General features: G+C 56.8%; 17 protein-coding genes. 3 read left to right on the top strand and 14 right to left on the bottom strand.

Annotated elements, in window-relative coordinates:
* Positions 1–96: 96 nt before the first annotated feature.
* Positions 97–2,751, bottom strand: coding sequence for a phosphoenolpyruvate synthase (locus L6439_RS02810; protein WP_213470071.1), 2,655 nt, complete (start codon positions 2,749–2,751; stop codon positions 97–99).
* A 214-nt stretch (positions 2,752–2,965) separates the two neighbouring features.
* Here L6439_RS02810 and L6439_RS02805 point away from each other — a divergent pair, with 214 nt between their 5' ends.
* Positions 2,966–3,607: a TetR/AcrR family transcriptional regulator gene (locus tag L6439_RS02805; protein WP_213470070.1), complete on the top strand. Its 642-nt coding sequence runs from the start codon at positions 2,966–2,968 to the stop codon at positions 3,605–3,607.
* A gap of 101 nt (positions 3,608–3,708) precedes the next feature.
* On the opposite strand, the gene L6439_RS02800 is transcribed toward L6439_RS02805, so the two are convergent.
* The 7 genes from L6439_RS02800 to L6439_RS02770 all read right to left on the bottom strand — a co-directional run bounded on the left by L6439_RS02800 (position 3,709) and on the right by L6439_RS02770 (position 10,854).
* Positions 3,709–4,272 (bottom strand): TetR/AcrR family transcriptional regulator, encoded by a 564-nt coding sequence (locus tag L6439_RS02800; protein ID WP_213470069.1) that lies wholly within the window; start codon positions 4,270–4,272, stop codon positions 3,709–3,711.
* Between the two features lie 51 nt (positions 4,273–4,323).
* Positions 4,324–6,015, bottom strand: a complete 1,692-nt coding sequence (locus tag L6439_RS02795; protein ID WP_213470068.1) for a long-chain fatty acid--CoA ligase — start codon at positions 6,013–6,015, stop codon at positions 4,324–4,326.
* Positions 6,016–6,076: 61 nt separating this feature from the next.
* Positions 6,077–7,162 (bottom strand): phosphotransferase family protein, encoded by a 1,086-nt coding sequence (locus L6439_RS02790; protein WP_168179652.1) that lies wholly within the window; start codon positions 7,160–7,162, stop codon positions 6,077–6,079.
* Positions 7,163–7,308: 146 nt separating this feature from the next.
* Positions 7,309–8,085 (bottom strand): SDR family oxidoreductase, encoded by a 777-nt coding sequence (locus tag L6439_RS02785; protein ID WP_213470067.1) that lies wholly within the window; start codon positions 8,083–8,085, stop codon positions 7,309–7,311.
* A 58-nt stretch (positions 8,086–8,143) separates the two neighbouring features.
* Positions 8,144–9,355 carry an acyl-CoA dehydrogenase family protein gene (locus L6439_RS02780; protein ID WP_213470065.1) on the bottom strand — a complete coding sequence of 404 codons (1,212 nt, stop codon included), beginning with the start codon at positions 9,353–9,355 and terminating at the stop codon, positions 8,144–8,146.
* A 519-nt stretch (positions 9,356–9,874) separates the two neighbouring features.
* Positions 9,875–10,225 (bottom strand): hypothetical protein, encoded by a 351-nt coding sequence (locus tag L6439_RS02775; RefSeq protein WP_213470063.1) that lies wholly within the window; start codon positions 10,223–10,225, stop codon positions 9,875–9,877.
* A gap of 95 nt (positions 10,226–10,320) precedes the next feature.
* Entirely contained in the window at positions 10,321–10,854 is a 534-nt protein-coding gene (locus L6439_RS02770; RefSeq protein WP_213470061.1) for a hypothetical protein, read from the bottom strand.
* Between the two features lie 282 nt (positions 10,855–11,136).
* On the opposite strand from L6439_RS02770, the gene L6439_RS02765 reads away from it, so the two are divergent.
* Positions 11,137–12,405 (top strand): stalk domain-containing protein, encoded by a 1,269-nt coding sequence (locus L6439_RS02765; protein WP_213470060.1) that lies wholly within the window; start codon positions 11,137–11,139, stop codon positions 12,403–12,405.
* A gap of 38 nt (positions 12,406–12,443) precedes the next feature.
* Here the strand turns inward: L6439_RS02765 and L6439_RS02760 are convergent, their stop codons facing one another.
* The 5 genes from L6439_RS02760 to L6439_RS02740 form a co-directional block, all read right to left on the bottom strand.
* The gene (locus L6439_RS02760) at positions 12,444–13,646 is read right to left on the bottom strand and encodes an MFS transporter (protein ID WP_213470058.1); all 1,203 of its coding nucleotides are present in this window, start codon (positions 13,644–13,646) and stop codon (positions 12,444–12,446) included.
* The gene (locus L6439_RS02755; protein WP_213470056.1) at positions 13,643–14,170 is read right to left on the bottom strand and encodes a MarR family transcriptional regulator; all 528 of its coding nucleotides are present in this window, start codon (positions 14,168–14,170) and stop codon (positions 13,643–13,645) included. The genes L6439_RS02760 and L6439_RS02755 overlap by 4 nt, the downstream gene beginning before the upstream one ends.
* Positions 14,171–14,295: 125 nt before the next feature.
* A complete protein-coding gene (locus L6439_RS02750; RefSeq protein WP_237096726.1) occupies positions 14,296–15,279 on the bottom strand; it encodes a GNAT family N-acetyltransferase in 984 nt (327 codons plus the stop codon).
* Between the two features lie 65 nt (positions 15,280–15,344).
* Positions 15,345–16,784, bottom strand: coding sequence for a sensor histidine kinase (locus tag L6439_RS02745; RefSeq protein ID WP_213470054.1), 1,440 nt, complete (start codon positions 16,782–16,784; stop codon positions 15,345–15,347).
* On the bottom strand, positions 16,781–17,482 hold the full coding sequence (locus L6439_RS02740) for a response regulator transcription factor (protein WP_213470052.1): 702 nt from the start codon (positions 17,480–17,482) through the stop codon (positions 16,781–16,783). The genes L6439_RS02745 and L6439_RS02740 overlap by 4 nt, the downstream gene beginning before the upstream one ends.
* A 135-nt stretch (positions 17,483–17,617) precedes the next feature.
* Between L6439_RS02740 and L6439_RS02735 the strand changes: the two genes are divergently transcribed.
* Positions 17,618–18,499, top strand: a complete 882-nt coding sequence (locus L6439_RS02735) for a CPBP family intramembrane glutamic endopeptidase (protein ID WP_213470050.1) — start codon at positions 17,618–17,620, stop codon at positions 18,497–18,499.
* A 93-nt stretch (positions 18,500–18,592) separates the two neighbouring features.
* Here L6439_RS02735 and L6439_RS02730 read toward each other — a convergent pair whose 3' ends face one another.
* Positions 18,593–19,876: an ACP S-malonyltransferase gene (locus L6439_RS02730; RefSeq protein WP_213470048.1), complete on the bottom strand. Its 1,284-nt coding sequence runs from the start codon at positions 19,874–19,876 to the stop codon at positions 18,593–18,595.
* Between the last annotated feature and the right edge of the window lie 115 nt (positions 19,877–19,991).

Below are 19,991 nucleotides of genomic sequence, written 5' to 3'. Positions count from 1 at the left end.
GACTATATTGGCATATTTCCGTGGAGAAACAAAGAACCGCGCTCTGCCTTTTTCCGGCAAAACGCGGTTCCTTACCTGGTTATATTCATAAGAGGGTCACACCATGCTATGCGCTTCTTCCAGCACGATCACCTGTCCTGTCGTGCCGTCCAGGCGAAGCAACTGGCCGTCACGGATCAGCTTCGTCGCGCGCTCGACCCCGACGACCGCGGGAATGCCATACTCGCGGGCGACGACCGAGCCGTGCGTCATCATGCCGCCAATCTCGGTGATGAGCCCCTTCGCTTGCTGGAACAGCGGCGTCCATCCCGGATCGGTGAACGGCGCCACCAGAATCTCGCCTTCCTTCAGCGAAGCCGCGCTCGGATCAAGCACGACTCTCGCCCTGCCCTCGACGATGCCGGGAGAGACCGGCAGTCCAATCAAGGCGCCTTCCGGCGCATCGCCGCCGTCCAGTCTGGCCTCGATAATCTCCCCTTCGCTCGTGAAGACGCGCGGCGGCTGCAGCCGCTGATAGTGCTTGAAGCTCTCCTGGCGGGCCGCGATCAGCGACGGTACGTCTTTTTCGAAGGTGCCGGTTATCGTTTCCTTCATTTCCTGCAAGGGCAGGAAGAAAATATCGTTCCGTTCGCGCAGGACGCCCCGGGCCGCGAGATCATCCCCCAGCTCAAGGACCGCTTTCCGATATAGCGCCAAATGCCGCACCAGCACGAATTTGTGATGCTCCCGCAAGCCCATAAAGCTGCGGTAGACGGTGATCAGCCGGGAGACGATCCGTTCCTTGAACGCTCCGTCTTCCAGGCCGCGGACTTGGGTCAGAATGCGTTCGGCGGCCCTCTCGGCTTCCTGCTCTCCTTGGCGGAAGCGTTCGCGGTGTTCTCCGTGCTTGACGCTGTCCAGATGACCCACAAGCGATGGGATCAGCATATAAGGCCGTTCCGACCAACGCGTCCTCATGATGTCAATCTCGCCCGGACAGCGAACGCCGTACCGTTCCAGCCACTGCGTGAAGGCCGCCTTGAATTCCGGGCCTCCGGCAATGCCGTCCAGCCCCTCCATAAATCCGTCCTCGCCCGCGTTCCGCAAATACGCGATCAACTCCGGGTAAGGACGGGCGATATCCGCCACATCCCCCAGCTCCAGTCCCATCTCGCTCGTGACATTGAACGGCAGGGACTTGTTCAAGGTGATTAGCTCGCCGCCGTCGAAGCGCCACCATTTCGCCAGCAGCTCGAGCAGATCCTTCGCTGCCATGGCTGCGACCGTGTAGTGAAAGCTCTCGCCCATCAAATTGCGCGCCAAAGCTTCGTAGTTTTGATGAATATACGTAATTTTATCGGCTCCGCCGCATTCGTCCAACCGCTGCCGGCATAGGTCCACCAGGCGATCCGCTCCGTCCTCGACCTCCGTGTAGGCCGCTTGGCCCTCTCCCTCCAGCATATCCTTGAGCACCTGCGTCGCAAGCCGGGGGAGCATCTCTTCCAGCCCCTCCCAACCGGCAGAGGATTCTTCCGTGACCGGAACACGGTCCAGGATTTGTCGGGCCGCGCTGGCTATCAGGGGGTCCATCTTGCCCATCATCTGCAGCGTCACCTTCCGGGCCAAGCCGGCCTGCAGCGAACGCGTGGCATCCATGAACAGTCTGCCGCCGGCTTCTACCAGCGCTGCCGCGCCCTCCTCCCCGGCGGAGGCGAATTCTCTCGTCATCTGCCAGACCGAAATTCCGGCGGGCGACATCGCATCCGTCATCATCTGGATGTGGCCGAACGAGAAATAAACATGCAGCCCATCGCTTGACGCCTTCGGTATCGGAAATAGGGAAGTGATCGGTCTGGCCTGAACAATATAAAACTGTCCGCCGGACAGGCACCATTCAATATCCTGCTCCGCCCCGTAATGCGCTTGAATCCGTTCCCCCATTCGGGCCAAAATCATGATCTCCTCATCGGACAGCGCCTGCTCCTTCTGCTTCCGTTCAGGGAGTTCTTCAACAGCCGTGCCTCCCTCGGCAAGCGTACAGACAACCGACTTCTTGCATGAGATCTGTTTCTTCACGATCCCGCCCTGCCTGACCTGGTACAGATCAGGATTGACGAGCCCCGATACGAGCGCTTCCCCCAGCCCGAAGCTGGCGTCAATCGAGATGATGCCGCGGTTCCCCGTTATCGGATCGGCGGTGAACATCACCCCCGACACGTCTGGCACAATGAGGCGCTGAACGATGACGGCCAGACGGACGGAACGGTGATCGAATCCGTTCTTGATCCGGTAGGCGATGGCCCGTTCCGAGAAGAGAGAGGCCCAGCATTGACGGATGGCATCGAATAGCTGCCGCTCCCCTCGCACATTCAAGAGGGTGTCCTGCTGCCCGGCGAAGGAAGCTGTCGGCAGATCCTCCGCCGTCGCGCTGGAACGAACGGCAGCGGCAGGATTGGCGCCCATCTCTCTCCATGCTTGGAGAATATCTCTGCTTATGTCATCCGGGATTGGCAAGCTGCCGATATGCTCCCGCATGCGCTGGCTTAGATGCCGCATCCCTTCGTTATCTTGAACGTTCAAGAGGCCGAGCTCTTCGTAGAAAGACTCCATCCGAGCCGATTGCCCCACGACCGCATCATAAGCGGAGGTCGTAATGCAGAATCCCGGAGGGACGGGAAAGCCGGCTTGCCGCAGTTCACCCAGATTGGCCCCCTTGCCGCCCGCGATCGGCAGATGGGTCCGGTTCACGCGGTCCAAATTAAGACAATTCATCAATGGCTTCCACTCCTTCGAAAAAGGTTAAATTAGCCACTAGTACTAGGAAATAGATGTATTATTGAAAACCATCCAATTGGATGATTATAATTTTACCAAGGCCTGTTATTTGTTCAATGCGCAGTTCGCTCACTTCTGTTCATTACCGTACACATGCAGCCAGATTGTTGATTTTTGTGTAAATAATTTGTAAACAAGAAGGTGAAGCTTGATGTCCAACACGGCGGATCGGCGAGTCAAAAGAACGAAAAGAAAAATCAGACGCGCATTAATCGAGTTGATGAACGAAAAGGAATTCGGGGCGATCACGGTGCAGGATATTGCCGAACGGGCGGACATTAATCGAGGGACATTCTATTTGCATTATCAAGACAAATACGATCTCTTCGAACGAAGCGTGGACGACATGCTGGATGAGCTCGCCAAAGCGGTCGGGCCGACCGAAGACGAAGAGCGGAGCGCTTCTCAGAAGTACCCGGAAAAGCAAGTCATCCGCTTGTTCTCCCATTTTCGTCTCCATCGCGATTTTTACAAGACCATGTTCGGAGACAATGCGAGAACCTATTTTAACAACCGCTTCACGGATATGCTATACCGACAATTCAGCCAGGCCTTTGAAGCGTTGAAGCTGACGCCGCGCGCCGTGAACGGCTTGAACAAGGAGATTGTGAGCCACTACGTTCTGTTCGCTCATCTGGGAGTCTTGGTGAACTGGCTGGGGCAAGACACGCCTCATTCCCCCGAATACATGGCGAAGCAATTGGAAGCGATCTACCATTATGCCTACCCATCCGGGAGGCCGAAGGAAGAGCAAGCGGGGAGCGCCAATCTGCATCTTATGGAGGACAGATAGACTAGATTAGAGATCGATGGGACGCGATGAAACGCAAAACAGAACCGCAAGGAGCCTGTTCCTCTTTGCGGCTCTGTTCTTCTGCCGGCTTGCTTGTTCTCTTATTTGCTCATCCCGTTGAGGAACATCTCGGCATAGACAGCCGCTACCTCGGCATCGGACAACGGACCGTCGGGCTTGAACCAGGTATAGCACCAGTTGCAGGCGCCGAGGATGCTGAACGCCATCATGTCCGCCGGCAGATCATTGCGGAACTCGCCGCTCTCCATTCCCCGCTCGAGGACAGACTGCACATTTAACCGGAACCGATCCCGCTTCTGTTTGATGGCGGCGAGATTGTCGCCCGTAATATGAAGGAGTTCACGGAAAAAAATGCGCGCGCTGCCGCCCTTGCCTTCGATCGCCCGAATCATCATGAGGATGATCCCGGACAGCTTCTCCCGCCAGGTTCGATCCGGCTGCTCGATGATGCGCCGCTGCTCCTCCAGCATGTAATCTATATACTGCAGATGAATCTGCGTCAGCAGTTGATCCTTGCTCGCGAAGTAGTAATAGAAGGTCCCCTTGGTCACGCCCAGTGTGTCGACAATATCCTGGATCGAGGCTTCGCTGAACCCTTTCGCTTCAAAAAGCGCTATGCTATGCTTTATAATCTTCTCTTTCATGGACGGCTCCAAGCCTGATCTCCCCTCATAGCGAGTTTGGCGGCGCCGGCTCTATTGGAGGCCAGGGCCGGAGTCTTTCCGCTTCGCTTGGTCCCAAGCCTCCTCCTGCAGCTTGCGCCACAATATTTTGCCGCTGCCGGTCACCGGAAGCGATGCGACGAATTCGACCAGCCGCGGATATTTATAGGCGGCCATATGCCGCTGCGCCCAGCTAATGATATCGTCCTCGGTTACCGTGCCGCGCTTGTCTTCCTGCAGGACGACGTAAGCCTTGATCTCCTCGCCCTTTCTCTTGTCCGGCACCCCGATGACGCAGGCTTCCTTTATCGCCGGATGCTTATACAGAATCGACTCCACTTCGGTCGGCCACACCTTGAAGCCGGAAGCGTTAATCATGCGCTTCACCCGGTCGACGATGAAGAAGTAGCCTTCCTCGTCGCAGTAGCCGATATCGCCGGAGCGGAGAAACGGTTTGCCGTCTATCTCGACGAAAGCGTTTTTCGTTTCCGACGGGTTGTTCCAGTAGCCATGAAATAATTGCGGGCCGCTCAGGATGATCTCCCCTTCTTCGCGCGGGCCCTTCTCTTCCAGCGTGACCGGGTCAATGATGCGCGCGTCCACGTCAAAGGACGGAATGCCGAGACATTGCAGCTTCGGGCGATCGAGCGGATTGAAATGCGTCTGCGCCATCGTCTCCGACAGGCCGTAGCCTTCCACGAACCGGATGCCCGTGGCCTGATGCAGCTTCTCGCCGACCGCCTCCGGCAGCCCCGCCCCGCCTCCGGTAATGGCGATCAGCGAACTCAGATCGTATCGCGGAAGCTGAGGATTGGCCAGAAAATCAATAATCATCGTGCTGATTCCCGTCCAATGCGTGCACTTGCGGTCTTCAATGAGCCGCGCGGCCGTATTGCGATCCCACCGCGTCATCATGACAATGGCGGCCCCCATATAGATAGGCGTGTGCATGCCGTGAACCATACCGGTCACATGAAATAAAGGAAGCGTGGACAGCACGATCGATTCCGGCGTCAGCGCTCCCCAGAAGGCCGTCGCAATCACGTTCGCCTGCACCGACTTATGGGTATGCATGCAGCCTTTCGGTTGGCCGGTCGTCCCGGACGTGTAGGGCAAGACCGCCAGATCGCTTCCGGCCGTCTCCGGGACAGGCCGCGCTCCGATGGCGGCCCCCATCGCTTCCGCCCACGGGATGACTTGAGGGGAGGCCGGTTCCAGCCGGGGAGCCTTGACGAAGTCCGGGGCATCCGCGCCTGGATTCGGGCAGTAGTCGGAGTATGCAGCGAGAATAATGCGTTCCAGACAGCTCGTTCCCAGCAGCGGCTCGATGCGCGGATACAGCTCCTGGCTGACCAGGCCGATCTTGACGCTGCCGTCTTTAATGTAGAAAGAGAGCTCCTCCGTCAGATTCATCGGATTGATCGGCACGACGATGCCGCCGCACCGCAATATCGCATAGTAGGAAATGATGAATTGGGGACTGTTCTGCATGTAGATCAGCACGCGGTCGCCTTTGCCGACGCTCACATGCAGTAAGTAAGCGGCCATGCGGTTGACCTCGTCTCTCAATGTTCGGTAGGTGATAACCTGATCATAATAGATAATCGCCGTCCGCTCTGGATAGCGGCGGGCGGTCACTTCCAGATTGTCGCTCAGCGTCGTGTCCGGCACCGCGAGCGTAACCGGCATGCGTGCAGGCCAATACGCAAAATGGGCACGTGTCACCCCAATCTCCTCCTCAGGCATACGAATGGTCAAATGCTCGGAACGGATATATAGTCAGCGCTTAGATCTGCCTCCGTTCCGTCTGCCGCCAAGCATGCGCTATCAGCGCCCGGACGGTCTCATCGAAGCGGGCAAACCGCTCATCGTTCGTTTGTCCTTTTTTCCAGCGGTAATAGATCTGCTGACAGATGACGGCCAGCTTGAAGTAAGCAAACGTCAAATAATACGACATCCCGGACACATCGCGTCCGCTCCTGGCCGCATAGGCTTCGAGGAATTCATCCCTCGTCATGAAGCCCGGGCGCACCGTCAACGGCGGATGCCCCAGCCCGCGCAGCAGCTCCGGCGGATCGTCCCGCTCGAACCAATAGCTGAGCGCCGCGCCGACATCGGCCATCGGATCGCCGACCGTCGCCATCTCCCAGTCGAATACGCCGGTCATCTCGCTCAGGCGGCTGCGGGAGAACATCACATTGTTCAGCTTGTAATCATAATGGATGACGGCCGGAGTCTGCGAAGCGGGCAGCGTATCGATCAACCACTTCTGGAGCTTATCCGCCTCCCGAATCTCCTCCGTCTTGGCCCGTTCATAGCGTTCCACCCAGCCCTGAACCTGACGGCGCATGAAGCCTTCCGGTTGGCTGATCGCCCGCAGATTCGCCTCTTCATAAGGCGCTTCATGGAGCTGCGCGAGTGTCGACACCATCGTTGCGGAGATCTCCCTGCCCAGCGCGGGTGTATATTCCACATGCGGGGGAAAGTCCCGATCCAGAATGATCCCATGCCGCCGCTCCATCACAAAAAACGGGCTGCCGATCACCGAAGAATTCCCGCAGTACAGATACGGACGAGGCGCAAGCGGGAATAAAGGATGGAGCCGCTTCAGCAGCGTGAACTCGCGCTCCATGTTATGCGCCTTCGGCGCCACCGGGCCGAGCGGAGGCCGGCGCACGACCGCTTCCCAGTCTCCGGCGCGAATCAGATAGGTCAAGTTCGAATGTCCCGCCCCGAACTGCTCGATCTCGATCGAAGCGCCGTCCGGAATGTCGAGATGCTCCCGTAAATACGCGTCAAGCGCGGCCACATTCAGCTCTTCGCCCCGGCGCACGGGAATCGTGTCCTTTGGCACTGCCTTTTGCTTGGACATCGTTTTGATAAGCCCCCTTTTCCGTACCATTCCTATTCACCTCAGCTCTTGGGCATGACTGGCTTCCCTCGCCAAATCCTGCCGCGGCGCTGCATGGCTGATATACCCCAAAATCGGCTATGCTGACAATCAGCGCGACCTCGAAGCTACATGGCCGACATGCCGCCGTCCACGGCCAGCACCGCTCCGGTCATATAATTCGAAGCGTCAGACGCCAGAAATACGGCGCTCCCCTTGAGATCGCTGTCCGAGCCAAGCCGCCCGAGCGGAGTAAGGCGGAGGATCTGCTCGCCTCCATGATGAAGGACCTCCCGTGTCATCTTCGTCGGGAAAAATCCGGGCGCAATCGCATTGACGCGAATCTGGTGCCTGCCCCATTTGGCCGCCAGATCTCTCGTCAACGCGATGACCGCCCCCTTGCTCGCGCTGTAGCCGACGGCATCCAGCCACTGCGGATCGGTTCCGCTCAAGCCCGCGACGGAAGCGATGTTGATGATCGTGCCTCCGCCCTGCCCGATCATCATCCGGCCGACCGCCTGCGACATGAGGAATGTCCCCGTCACGTTAATATCCATCACCTTGTTCCACGCTTCGAGCGGCATCTCGACAGCGGGCGCGCCCCAGGAGGCCCCGCTGTTGTTGACCAAAATGTCGATGCGGCCATAGATCTCCGCCGTTCGCTCCGCCACCCGCCGCACCTCGTCCGGGCGTCTGACGTCGCAAGCCATCGCATGGCATCTCACGCCCGTATCCCGCTCGATGCGAGCGGCCGTCTCGCGGCACGCTTCCTCCTTCCGGGAGCACAGGACCAGATTGGCCCCGGCCTCCGCCAGCCCTTGAGCAATCTGCGCCCCAAGCCCGCGTCCGCCGCCGGTGACGATTGCCGTCTTGCCCGTCAAGTCGAATAATTGCCTGACATTCACTTCGGTCTCCCCCTTCTGGATAGCAGAAATTTAAGTGGCACTTACATCGCAACCGGTTTCATTTATCGTCGTATTTGCGAAGCTCCAGCTTGGCGATGGCGGCTTGATGCACTTCGTCCGGGCCGTCCGCCAGGCGCAGCGTTCTCGCATTGGCCCAATGCGAGGCGAGCGGGAAGTCCTCGCTGACCCCCGCGGCGCCGAGCGCCTGAATGGCCCGGTCGAGCACCCGCAGCGCCATATTCGGCGCGACGGCCTTGATCATCGCAATCTCCGCCTTGGCGGCCTTGTTCCCGACCGTGTCCATCATATAGGCCGCCTTCAGCGTCAGCAGGCGCGCCTGCTCAATCTCGATTCGCGACGCGGCGATCCACTCCTGAACGACGCCCTGGTCGGCAAGCGTCTTGCCGAACGCCGTGCGCCGCCGCACGCGCTGGCACAGCTGCTCGAGCGCCCGTTCCGCCGCCCCGATCAGCCGCATGCAATGATGGATGCGTCCGGGGCCGAGCCGCCCCTGCGCGATCGCGAATCCTTTGCCCGCTTCCCACAATATCGAGTCCGCCGGCACGCGAACGCGGTCATACTCGATCTCGGCATGCCCATGCGGCGCGTGATCATAGCCGAACACGGGAAGCATGCGGCGGACCCGAACGCCGGGCGCATCCATCGGCACCAGAATCATCGACTGCTGCTCATGGCGCGGCGCGCCCGGATCGGTCTTCCCCATTACAATCGCCACCTTGCAGCGCGGATCGCCTGCCCCGGAAGACCACCATTTGCGCCCGGTCACGACGTACTCCTCCCCCTCGCGCTCGATCGTCGCCTCGATATTGGTCGCATCCGAGGACGCCACATCCGGCTCCGTCATCGAGAAGCACGAGCGGATTTTCCCGTCGAGCAGGGGCAGGAGCCACTTGTCCTTCTGCTCCCGCGTGCCGTACCGGACAAGCACCTCCATATTGCCCGTATCCGGCGCCGAGCAATTGAACACCTCCGGCGCGATAAGCGAGCGGCCCATGATCTCGCACAGCGGCGCATACTCGAGATTCGTCAGGCCCGCTCCATACTCTTCGTCCGGCAAAAACAGATTCCAGAGCCCGGCCCGCCTGGCCTCCTGCTTCATCTCCTCCATCACCGGCGGCACCGTCCACCTGCTGCCGGCCTGCTGAAGCTGCTTCTCATACGTCTTCTCGTTCGGATACACCACTTCATCCATGAACTCCAGCAGCGTACGCTGCAGCGACTTCACCTTCTCGGAATAATCAAAATTCACTAGCCCATCCCCCTTCACCCGAAACATACTGACCGGATAGTATGCTGACATGGTACATACTTACATAAACAAACCTCAAAATATTCAATATTTTTGTTTTTTAGTGATGGGCGTTGCTAGGTGGAGTGGTGGACTTATTTGTGGGGGATGTGGCGGCGAACCGGGAAAAGATGCTTATGGAGAGGTGATGGGGATGGGAGGGGAAATAGAGAAAAGCGCCTCCTGGTGGGAGACGCTGAGGGTAAGAGCATGTGCTTTTGAGACTGGTTAGGTCTTTCAATGCAAAAATGAAAAGAGATTTGGGGTCTACAATATCACTCATTTCCTTTCCCCGTTAGATAGGCTCTCAAATCTCCAACGGCCAGAATGTCTATGTATCCGTTATCGTCAAGGTAGGCGCCCACAGCGGGAAAGATGGCGGGGGGTTCCTCTATAGGCAGGCTTTTATGATCATCTAATTCAAGCGGCTTATTATGGATCGAATCGTAAACATATACAAGACTCCCGCCTATTATTTCTTTATCGTCTATCGTTGCCGTTCCGTATTTTTTCCTTAAGTTTATCCGGGAGATCGCCGATTTTTGCTCCGGAGGGATGCGCATAATAATCTCCTTCGGCAATGTAAATAAGCGAAGCAGCATTGTTACGATAATATACCGCCAGACCATGATCGTAGATCAAGAACTCTCCATTTGATGCTAATTCCCCTTTTCCCGCTACCCACTCGACTTCAGCCGCCTCCATCCCATAACAAATGACTCCTCCGTCATGTACGCGAAAGATACATGGATCAGGGCGTGATGAGCCTGCCAGGGAACGACATCCCGCAAGCAAAAGAGCAACGGCGACAACCACAATAATTTTCCTCACGGTCCCCCTCCTCTAAAAAGTCCTCACCAGCGGGGGAATGCATATACAAAACAACGAGCCCAGCGAGAGTTTCCCGGCCTGGGCCCGTCTCCAAGCTATTTGCGGCTCTTCGCGATCAACGCTTCTTTAACCAGACGAAGTTCTTCGGTGCGACGGGCCATCTCGGCTTTACATTCCACCAGCCGTCTTGTTTCCGCTTCGTACCCCTCTTTGTCGCCTGCCTGGAATCGTTCTGTCATCTTGGCACTAATCTGTTTTCTTCTCTTTTTCAGACTAGGCAGCGTTTCGTTTTCCAGAGTTCGTTGCAATGCTCTCAATTCCGATGCATTCTTCTCCATAAATTTGTTCGGCGGAGCCGGACTTTCCTCTCCCACCGTAATGACTTTGTTTGGACTATCAACGGTAAAACCAACGTCCAGTTCTTTCAACATTGGGCGCAACGGAACATAGAGATTTCCCTCAATCAGGGCTCCTTCCATCGGCTTCCCATTAATCACCACCTTGTATTCCTCGCTGACCTTCTTCCCGGTGAGTGAATAGTGGCTTTGGCCGTCAAGTGAACAACCCGCAGTCGCAGCCACAACGACAACGGCCAGCCCAAAGAATAACAAATAAATCCATTTCTTCATCTAATTTCAACCTCACAGCGTAGCCATAATTTCTATATGATACCACTTTTGCGTTGATAGTGTGAAAGTTTCCCCTTCCATTCCCGTTTTTGCCAAAATAGTCCGGCTCACGAGCCATGAATGCAACCCACGCCCATTCTACGAAAACATTTGGTGCGCTCCTTCCCTCTTGTCTATCATTTCTATGGCAACTCTCCCTGTTTTTGCGTAAAATAGAAACCGAAAAAAATAGAGTTGCAGATTCGCGTTTGCATCGATGCGCGATAGAAAGAGGGTAGTTCGATGAAAAAGAGTCGTTATATCTATTCTATGTTGGCGGTGCTATGTATAGCAGCGATGCTGTTCCCGCAGCAAGCCGCACAGGCCGCCGGAGAGCCGAAGCAGGCCGAAGGAACGAAGATTGTGCTGGACGGTTATCCGCTCGAATTCTCGGCGAAGCCGATGATTATACAAGGAACGACCATGGTTCCGTTCCGCGGCATTGCGGAAGCGCTGGGCATCGAGGTGACATGGAATCCGAAGACCAAGACCGTGGCCGCGAAGCAGGCGACGGCGGATGGGGAGAAGTCCGTGCTGCTGCAGTTGAACCAGAAGACAGCGAAGGTGGACGGGCAAGCTGTCGCGCTGTCCATGGCGCCGTTGGCCCGAGCGGGGACGACGTATATTCCGCTCAGCTTCTTCGGTAAGCAGTTCGGAGCGAAGGTATCCTGGAATGCCGCAGTGAAGACGGTCTCCATTCAATCGCCGCCGAAGAAGATGTACAGCATGACCTACTATGCCATCGCTTCCTTCAAGGAGCGCCATCTCCTGACGAAGTTCGACGCGGCGGCATTCGGCTGGGCGCGGCTGCAGGAGGATAGCACGATCACGACCAGCGGCAAAGACTTCTACTGGCCGGAGCCAGCGGGAGAGCTTACGCCGGAATCAATCGTGAACGGAGCGAAGCAGGACGGGACGAGCCCTTACCTGATGGTCTTCGCCTCGGATCGCAAGAACGAGCTTACCAATATGCTGGAGGATGAAGCGCTCGCGGCCAAGGCAAGGGAAGATATTATCGAGTTGGCCCAGGACAAGGGCTTCTCCGGCATAGCGCTTGATTTCGAAGGATTGGGACTGTCCGGCGACATCGCCAAGGCGAAGCAGGACTACAACCGCTTCGTTGCGCAGCTTGCCAAGCAAGCCGAAGCCGCCGATCTGAAGCTGACGCTCGTGCTCCATCCGCTGAACGGCGCTTATCAAGGATACGATTATAAGGCGCTCGCCTCCGAAGCGGACGATATCATTATTATGGCGTATGCGTACGAGGATGAAAAAGCCCCGGAACCGCTGCATAAAGTGGACGAGGCGATTCAGCTCGCGCTGAAGGAAGTGCCGCGGGATAAGCTGATCCTCGGCTTGTCGATGGGCAGCGAGAACAGCAAGTCCGTCTCTTCGGTGATCGGACTTGCCAAGCGCCACGATCTGAAAGGCACGGCCATCTGGAGACTGGGGCTCATCGGGGAAGACGCGATAGCGCAGGTAGAGAAGAGCATCGTGCCGTTGAAGCAATAACAGGAAGCAGCCGACCGTGAAGGTCGGCTTTTTTCCGTCTATTTTTCAACCCGCAAGGAGTCGGCCGTGCGCAGCCGCCCCAGCGCCAACCAGGCAACCGCTGCGACCAAGATGCCGAACAGGGCGAAGACGGCGGTACCGCTGAGCCAAGCGAGCAGCCATCCGCCTGCGAGCGGGCCTGCCGCCATGCCGACATAGCGAATGAAGTTGAACAGCCCCAGCGCACTCCCCCGCTGCGATTCGAACTCATTGCTGATCATCGTGGCGAACAAGGGCGTCAGCACGCCGCCGGATATCCCGTACAGGACCAAAGCCGCAGACAAGCCGATCAAGGAGACGGACTCGGTCGCCGCGAACAGCAGCATGCTGGCGGCAGCCAGGATACTGCCTCCGGCCGCCAGCGCGCGGTGCGGCAGCTTCGCCTGGATCGCTTTAAATGTCATCGTCCCCGCAATATTGCTCAGCGCCATCGGCAAATAAAGCAGACCGACGATTTGCAAGCTGACCTGATAGTGATCGGTCAGCAGCGCAGGCAGGTAGACAAGAATTTCAAAGTAAATGAAGAAATAGAGAAAAGCGAGCGCGAAAATCGCCTTCGATAATTTATTTTTCATAATCCCGGCATATTGAGCAATTCGTTCGCGCAGGCGAACCATCTTCTCATCTGCCCTCTTGTCCCGCGGAAAATACACTCCGTTCGCGGCCAGCAGGAGGATAGACACGCCTGCGAGGAACCAGAAAATACCCGGGTAGCTGTACCGCTCCCCGATCCATCCGCCCAGCACCGGAGCGGCCGCAGGAGCGACCGACAGTAGCATCTGATACGTCCCCATTGCGCTGCCGCGCTGACTGCCCTGGAACAAGCGGCCGATGGTCGTGGCCGCGATAAGCGGGATCGCTGCCGTTCCGAAGGCTTGCAGCGCCCTGCATACGAGGAATACGGCAAAATCGTCCGTAACCGCGCAGCCGATACTGGCCCCTATCGTGAGCACGAGGCCGGGAATCAACACCATCCGCGCTCCCTTCATGTCAATGACAGAGCCGATCACGATCTGCATTGCCGCCACGATAAAGATAAATAAGGACACGGACAGATTGACCATGGAAAGAGAAACGCCGAAGGAATCCCGCAGCAGGGGAAGGATGGGCGAATATATATTTTGCATCAGCGAGGCAAAGAAGGTGCTGATACAGACCAGATAGAGCAAAAACGCGGAGCGAACCTCCTTGCCTCCCCTCATGATTCCCTCTCCCCCATCGCTTGAGAGGAGCGAATGCGAAGCTCTCCCGCTTCCAAGGACGCGATCCCGTCCATCAGCACGCGCTTCAAGAAGCTCAATTGCTCCCCGTCATACCGATCGAGAAAACGAACGAACAATTCCCGCGCTCTCCCGTGCAGCTTCTCATGCAGCATAAAAGCCTTCTTCCCCGCCGCCGTCAGGCGAAAATAAATTTCTTTCTTGTTGTCGCTGAGCTGCGTCTTGCGAATCCAGTCCTCCTTCAGCAATTTGCTGCAAATTTTCGAGATATTTCCTTTGCTGATAGACATTTTCTCCGCGATGGCCGTCACATTGATCGGCTCATGCTGCCCGATACAGGAGATGACATGGATCTCCGTGAGATTGAGCGAAGCGCCTCCGGACAACGAATGCTGGATTTCGGCCAGAAGCGCCTCGCTTTCCAACTGTTCTTGCAGCTCCTGCTGATGCAGGAATTTCATGTAGATCTCGTGAAGTTGCATTTTTACAATATCGGTATTATCCATGTTACAAGCACCACCCATTATTTTGTTTCATATGAAACAATATTGCCAAAATAAAAGACTTAATCAGATAAAAAGTGATCACATTATCGTTTCCTAGGAAACTATATTGGCATCGTACCCCTTTTTCAGCAGATCGTCAACCCCCTGACTAGAAAAAAGAACACGCCCCGCGATGCAGCGGGTGACGTGTCCTTATTTTGCGGAAAAGGCGGCGAAGCGTCATAACTCATCCATTCCGGTTCACCCGAAAATTTGGGCAGCGATGCCATACAAGGTGCCGTTCCGCTCTGGCACATTCCGCCCACGGAGGACATAACAGGAGGCCGGGTGGCCCGTTCGAAGCCGCATTGCCGCAAGTAAGGAAGAAGAGCGCGCTGCTCGTCCGGCACATCGATGCGAAGCCTGCCGTCATGCCCGGCCGCCAGATGATGGATGAGACAGGCCGCAGCTTCGGGATTCGGCGCAATAATGGGACCGAGAACCAAGTGGACCGGTCCGGCCACGGCTAGGCCATATCCTGCAATCTGCTTCGCTTTATCCCGCAGCACCACGCGTTGCCTCGCTTGCCGGATCCGCGAATGGAGAAAAGTCTGCCGCTCCGCGCCTACCGCCATTCGATCAAGCCTATGAACTTGGTCCAGGCACACCCCATCGAATGGCTCGATCTCATAGTGTTCCGCTTCATGGACAGGGAGCTCCGCTGAATAACGATCGGCCACCATCTTATGCACGCATGTCACGGCACCGAACCCTAGCTTCGCATAGAGCGGCTCGCCTTCCTTCGTTGCAATCAGCATGACGGCGGCTTGATCGCCAACCGCCCCTGTACAAGCCTGTACCGCTGCTTTGCCCAGACCTCGCCCCCGATACGCCGGATGAACGATGACCATGCCAATGGAAGCCAGCTCGTCCCCATAAGACAGCACAGCCGAGCTGGATACGAGGCTTCCCTGCTCCGTCTTGTGGCCGAACACCTGCCCTGCCGACAGAATCGTCACGAGCTCGGGCTCGTCATAGTCCCATCCGACGGAATCGGATAGAGCGATCAGGCCGGGAATATCCTCCTGATGCAGTTCCACCAATCGAACTGCGGTACCGCACATCGTCATATCCCTTCATCCTTTCCGAAAAAAATGCCGTATCGCCTGTTCGCGAGGCAAAGTACATGCTCCTCCTATCCCGACCGAGGCAGCGTTACCGTCACGCATGCGCCTCCTTCCGGCCGGTTGGAGGCATCGATATGGCCCCCATGCTTCTCCACAATCAACTTCGCCATGTACAGGCCGAGTCCTGCATGGCCCTTATTGCCCGAGCGCGACGGATCCCCCTGCACGAACTTGTCGAACACCGCCTTCATCATATCGGGCGGGAATCCGGGGCCGGTGTCCGTTACCGTCAGGGTGACATCGTCTTGCGCGCATTCCGTCGTCCAGACGATCGCCCCGCCCGGCGGCGTATAGCGCAAGCTGTTGGACACGACATTGTCCAGCAGCTCTGATAATTTATCCGCATCCAGCATTGCGCGCTGATGCTCTGCTTTCCCGGCCAGGCTGCAGCGAAATTCAATGTTCCGCTCCCCGCATAATCGCTCAATCTCGGAAGCCTTCTCTTCTACGAAAACTCCCACATTCACTTCATAGAAATTCAGCCGGAATTGAGGCACTTCCATCTCCGCTACCCTGTTCATGTCTTGCACGAGACGAGCCGCGCGCTTCGTATTTTTATCGATGGTCCGCAAGTAGCGCTCCAACCGATCCGGGTTCTTCATCCCGCCTTCCAGCAATCCTTCGACATGCCCCTGCACGATCGCGAGCGGCGTGCGCAGATCATGCGCCAGCGCCGCCACCATGTCCCGCCGCTCCTGCTCGAGCTTCCATTCGCGCTGCAGGGACAAGGACAGCTCCCGCCGCATCTCGTCGATGGCCTTCATCAGCTGCGCGATCTCGGAGGTGCCTTCATACGAGAAGCTGAAATCCAGATCGCGCCTCTGCACCCTCCTCGTCCCCTCAATCAGCGCTTGGATCGGCTGGTTCAGCTTGCGCCCGAACCTACTCCCGAACAGCCAGGTGAACAGAATCACGATAAGGAAGGGCATGACCAGCACCATAAGGATGATAACGGCCGCGAATGAATTTTTCGCATGCGGCGAGACGCCCGCCTTCAAGATATACGAGACAATAACGGCGCCCTCGACTCCCCCTGCCTTGTCGATAATCGGCATGACCGTGTGCATCTGCCCGAGCTTCTGCGTGCCGGTGGAGTTAAGCAGCCGAATCAACTCCCGGCGCCCGTCAATCTGCGGATCGGTCAGCGTGCCATAGAGGTAACGGCCATGGCGATCCACGACGGCATAGGACATGCCGTTCTCATCGATAAGCCGTTCCATGGCCTGGGCGCCCTGCTTTTGCAGCAGACGCTCCCCTTCCTCCTCCACCATCCTCTGAATCGACGGGACTTTTTTCTCATAATGATTGGCGGGCCGGAGCCAGTCCAGCTTCCCCTGGTTCAGCATCCACAGGAACCCGCCCCATACCATCGCCGATACAAGCAGGCTGAACCCGATAACGCAACAAAAATAAACGATAAACTGGCGTTTGAACGGATAGATCTTCATTGGCTATCCTTCCACTTGTACCCGATGCCCCATACCGTTTCGATCCAGCGGGAGCCGGGTGCGGCCGCTGCCATTTTGGCGCGGATATTTTTCACATGCTCGGTCACCGTCGCATCATCGCCGACCGCGTCCAGTCCCCATACCTGCTCATAAATATGCTCGCGCGCGAAGACTTGGCCCGGATGCATCGCAAGCAGCTCCACGATAGCGAACTCTCGGCTCGTGAGCGCCAGCGCCTTCCCATGACAACTCAACTCATGCCCCCCGATACTGACGGTAAAAGGGCCGTACCTCAGCAAGCCGTGGTCCTTGCGCTGCGAACTGCGGCGTTCCCGGCGAAGATGCGCTTCAATGCGCGCCATCAGCTCCCGCAAGCTGAACGGCTTCACGAGATAATCATCGCCTCCTGCCGCCAAGCCGTAGATCCGATCCGCTTCGCTCACTCTGGCGCTGACGAAGACGATCGGACACGGTACCGCATCCCTCACCTGCTTGCAAAATTGAAACCCGTCCGTCCCCGGCATCATCACGTCCAGCACAATCAAGTCCGGCGTCTGCCTGCGGATTATCCGCTCCGCCTGCTCTGCGCGGTAAGCCGTCATCACCGTATAGCCCGCATCCTCCAGCGCATCCTGCACGAACACGGTCATCTCCTCTTCGTCATCGACGAGCAATATGGTCGCACTCGACATCGACATCCTTCCATCTCCTCCGCCCCATGATCTCCGCTATTCAGTGTAATCCAATCTTCTTCCACCGGGCAAATTTGCGCTTCTTTATACATTCTTGAGAATTGCGGTGTACACTGAGCGCGACTAGCGAGGAAGGGAAGGATGATTTTGATCGCAAGTTCAACAGCAACGGATCGTTCACCATGGAAAAAAGAAGCCGGACTATACATCGCTCTCGTGCTCGGCTTGACACTCGCCGCCAATCTGAGCGGCAGAATGGAGCTGATCGGCATCAGTCAAGCGACGCCGCTGATTGCCGTGCTGATCCTGCTTCTGCTCCGGCCCGGGCGGAAGGACACGCTGCGGGGAACAGGCATAACGCGACTCGGGAAGGCGCGCTGGCACATCGTCGCCCTGCTGACCGGACTGCCTGTGGCCGCGGGCTTCGCCGCCGCCTGGGCGCTCGGCTATGTTGCTTTGCCGTCAGCGCAGGAGCTGGGGGGCGGAATGACGGTAGCGGCCTATATTCAGCTCGTGACCCTGAACCTGTTCAAGCCGAACCTGTTTATTGTGATGACGCTGCTGTTCGCCTTCGGCGAGGAGATCGGCTGGCGCGGCTATTTGCAGCCGAAGCTGAGCGAAGCGCTGGGCGTGAGAAAAGCGGTTCTGATCACGGCCGCCGTCTGGGCCGTATTCCATTATCCGTTCTACTTGAACGGGTATAACGACGACGGCATGCCGCTCATCACGATCGCGCTGTTCACGGCCATGATTTTTCCGCTGTCGATCGTCATGGGATGGGTTCGCTACGCAAGCGGCAGTATATGGCCCGCCGTCCTGATTCATACCGTCATCAACCACAGCCGCTACTGGCTCGAGGTTCTGTTCTATCACAAGCAGAGCGGCTGGACCTATATTGCCGGAGAATCCGGCGCCGTCACGCTGCTGATCTGGTGCCTCGCCGCCCTGTTCATATGGAGGGCGCTGCCCGATTCGGATACGCTTCAAGCCAGTTCGGCACGGAAGAGAACCTCCGATCATTAAGGAAATTCTCGTTGGCCTCTAACACCCGAGCGGCGTACAGAACAGGGATAAGATTCTGACACTGTTCTGTACGCTTGCCGGCGAATAAGAATATCAGTGCAGGTGAACTTGTGCAGGTGAAGCCATTGTCACATCCTCTCTCCATTCGTAATGCATCCGGGTTTCATCGATGATTTGGCGCAGCCAACGCGTTTGCTCTTCTTCGGAAATCTTTTTTGCATTCAGTATTACTTTCAATAATTCAAGCGCTTCATTCATTTGCAATAGGGTTGGATTTTCTCCCGTTTCCTCCAGGATTGTCTGAATCTCCTGGATTTTTCTGTATGACTTCACTGCCTTCGTCAGGTACTCTTTGTCATCCTCATTTTGATTTGGCGTCGCTGCGGCAACCGCCAGACATTTGGCAATGACTGTTGGAGCTTGCTTTTTTATACCTGTAGAGGCAGACACAATCTGTTCAAGCTTCTGACGATCCTCCCATGCTCCATAACAGAGCGCTTCCATCCCGGATGCATTGGCAAGGACTATATTGGTTACTACGTTTTTAGCCCCCATCTCCACTGCCAGGTTTACTCCCCGGCGCTTTAGCGCATGGATTGTGCGTTCCCATTGCACCGGCTGGGTAAGATGAAGAAGCAAATGATTCGTCAGATGTTCGGAATGCGCCATCGGTTGGGCGTTCACATTGGTGATTACCGGATATGTAAAATAACCAAACGGAACATCAGCCAGCTTCGCTGCCAACTTATCTGCCGCTTGCTGCATGAGCGCCGAATGGAAGGGAGCGCTTCCCAACAATGGCGTAGCTTGCCCTCCCAACTCCGTCACCCGGTCCTCCAATTCCCATACAGCCCGGGCTTCACCTGATACTGCCGTTTGAAATGGCGTATTATAACAGGACACGGTAACGGCTTTTCCCTCCATCGCCAGTTTGTCGCATTCTTCTTCGACCCGTGTCCGATCGAGGCGGTCGATAATCGTCATGCTGCCTGAGCCCGATTGGGCAACCTCTTCTGTCAGGATTCCTCTGTAATGCACAAGCTTCAAGGCATCATCGAATCGAATGGCGCCCGCGCAGGTAAATGCCGCATATTCGCCCAGGCTATGCCCGGCAAGGAATTGGGGCATAATCCCCAACTCCTCTATGAATGCTCTAAAGCATACAACGCTGGAAACCAGAATAGCAGGGTGGGCATTCCTCGGTTTGCCTAATTCGCTCAAAGGCCCGTCGAAGCACAGGCTGGCGAGATCATACCCCAGAACATCGTTTGCTTCTTCGAAGGTTTGCTTGGCGATCGCGAAGCGATCATAGAACCCCTTGGACATTCCGACATAATGAGATCCTTGGCCCGGGAATAGACATGCGATTTTCACCATGTTACTTCTCTCCCTCTTCAAATTACTCCGGCGCTTCAATTATTGGCGGATGCCCCGAAGCTCTGCGGAACCCCAATGCTGCGGGCTCAATGCCATAAGCCATATCTTCAGGTAT

Source organism: Paenibacillus dendritiformis, assembly GCF_021654795.1.
Classification (GTDB): Bacteria; Bacillota; Bacilli; order Paenibacillales; family Paenibacillaceae; genus Paenibacillus_B.
Note: the sequence above shows the minus strand (reverse complement) of the source record. Positions and strands in the feature narration are given on the sequence as shown.

What these genes read in the sequence shown, in the direction of transcription:
- L6439_RS02760 (WP_213470058.1), bottom strand. Translation starts at nt 13,646, where the DNA reads ATGAGGGGAGGCAAGGAGGTTCGCTCCGCGTTTTTGCTCTATCTGGTC.
- L6439_RS02805 (WP_213470070.1), top strand. Translation starts at nt 2,966, where the DNA reads ATGTCCAACACGGCGGATCGGCGAGTCAAAAGAACGAAAAGAAAAATC.
- L6439_RS02790 (WP_168179652.1), bottom strand. Translation starts at nt 7,162, where the DNA reads ATGTCCAAGCAAAAGGCAGTGCCAAAGGACACGATTCCCGTGCGCCGG.
- L6439_RS02750 (WP_237096726.1), bottom strand. Translation starts at nt 15,279, where the DNA reads ATGACGATGTGCGGTACCGCAGTTCGATTGGTGGAACTGCATCAGGAG.
- L6439_RS02730 (WP_213470048.1), bottom strand. Translation starts at nt 19,876, where the DNA reads ATGGTGAAAATCGCATGTCTATTCCCGGGCCAAGGATCTCATTATGTC.
- L6439_RS02755 (WP_213470056.1), bottom strand. Translation starts at nt 14,170, where the DNA reads ATGGATAATACCGATATTGTAAAAATGCAACTTCACGAGATCTACATG.
- L6439_RS02765 (WP_213470060.1), top strand. Translation starts at nt 11,137, where the DNA reads ATGAAAAAGAGTCGTTATATCTATTCTATGTTGGCGGTGCTATGTATA.
- L6439_RS02745 (WP_213470054.1), bottom strand. Translation starts at nt 16,784, where the DNA reads ATGAAGATCTATCCGTTCAAACGCCAGTTTATCGTTTATTTTTGTTGC.
- L6439_RS02770 (WP_213470061.1), bottom strand. Translation starts at nt 10,854, where the DNA reads ATGAAGAAATGGATTTATTTGTTATTCTTTGGGCTGGCCGTTGTCGTT.
- L6439_RS02740 (WP_213470052.1), bottom strand. Translation starts at nt 17,482, where the DNA reads ATGTCGATGTCGAGTGCGACCATATTGCTCGTCGATGACGAAGAGGAG.
- L6439_RS02810 (WP_213470071.1), bottom strand. Translation starts at nt 2,751, where the DNA reads ATGAATTGTCTTAATTTGGACCGCGTGAACCGGACCCATCTGCCGATC.
- L6439_RS02735 (WP_213470050.1), top strand. Translation starts at nt 17,618, where the DNA reads ATGATTTTGATCGCAAGTTCAACAGCAACGGATCGTTCACCATGGAAA.
- L6439_RS02800 (WP_213470069.1), bottom strand. Translation starts at nt 4,272, where the DNA reads ATGAAAGAGAAGATTATAAAGCATAGCATAGCGCTTTTTGAAGCGAAA.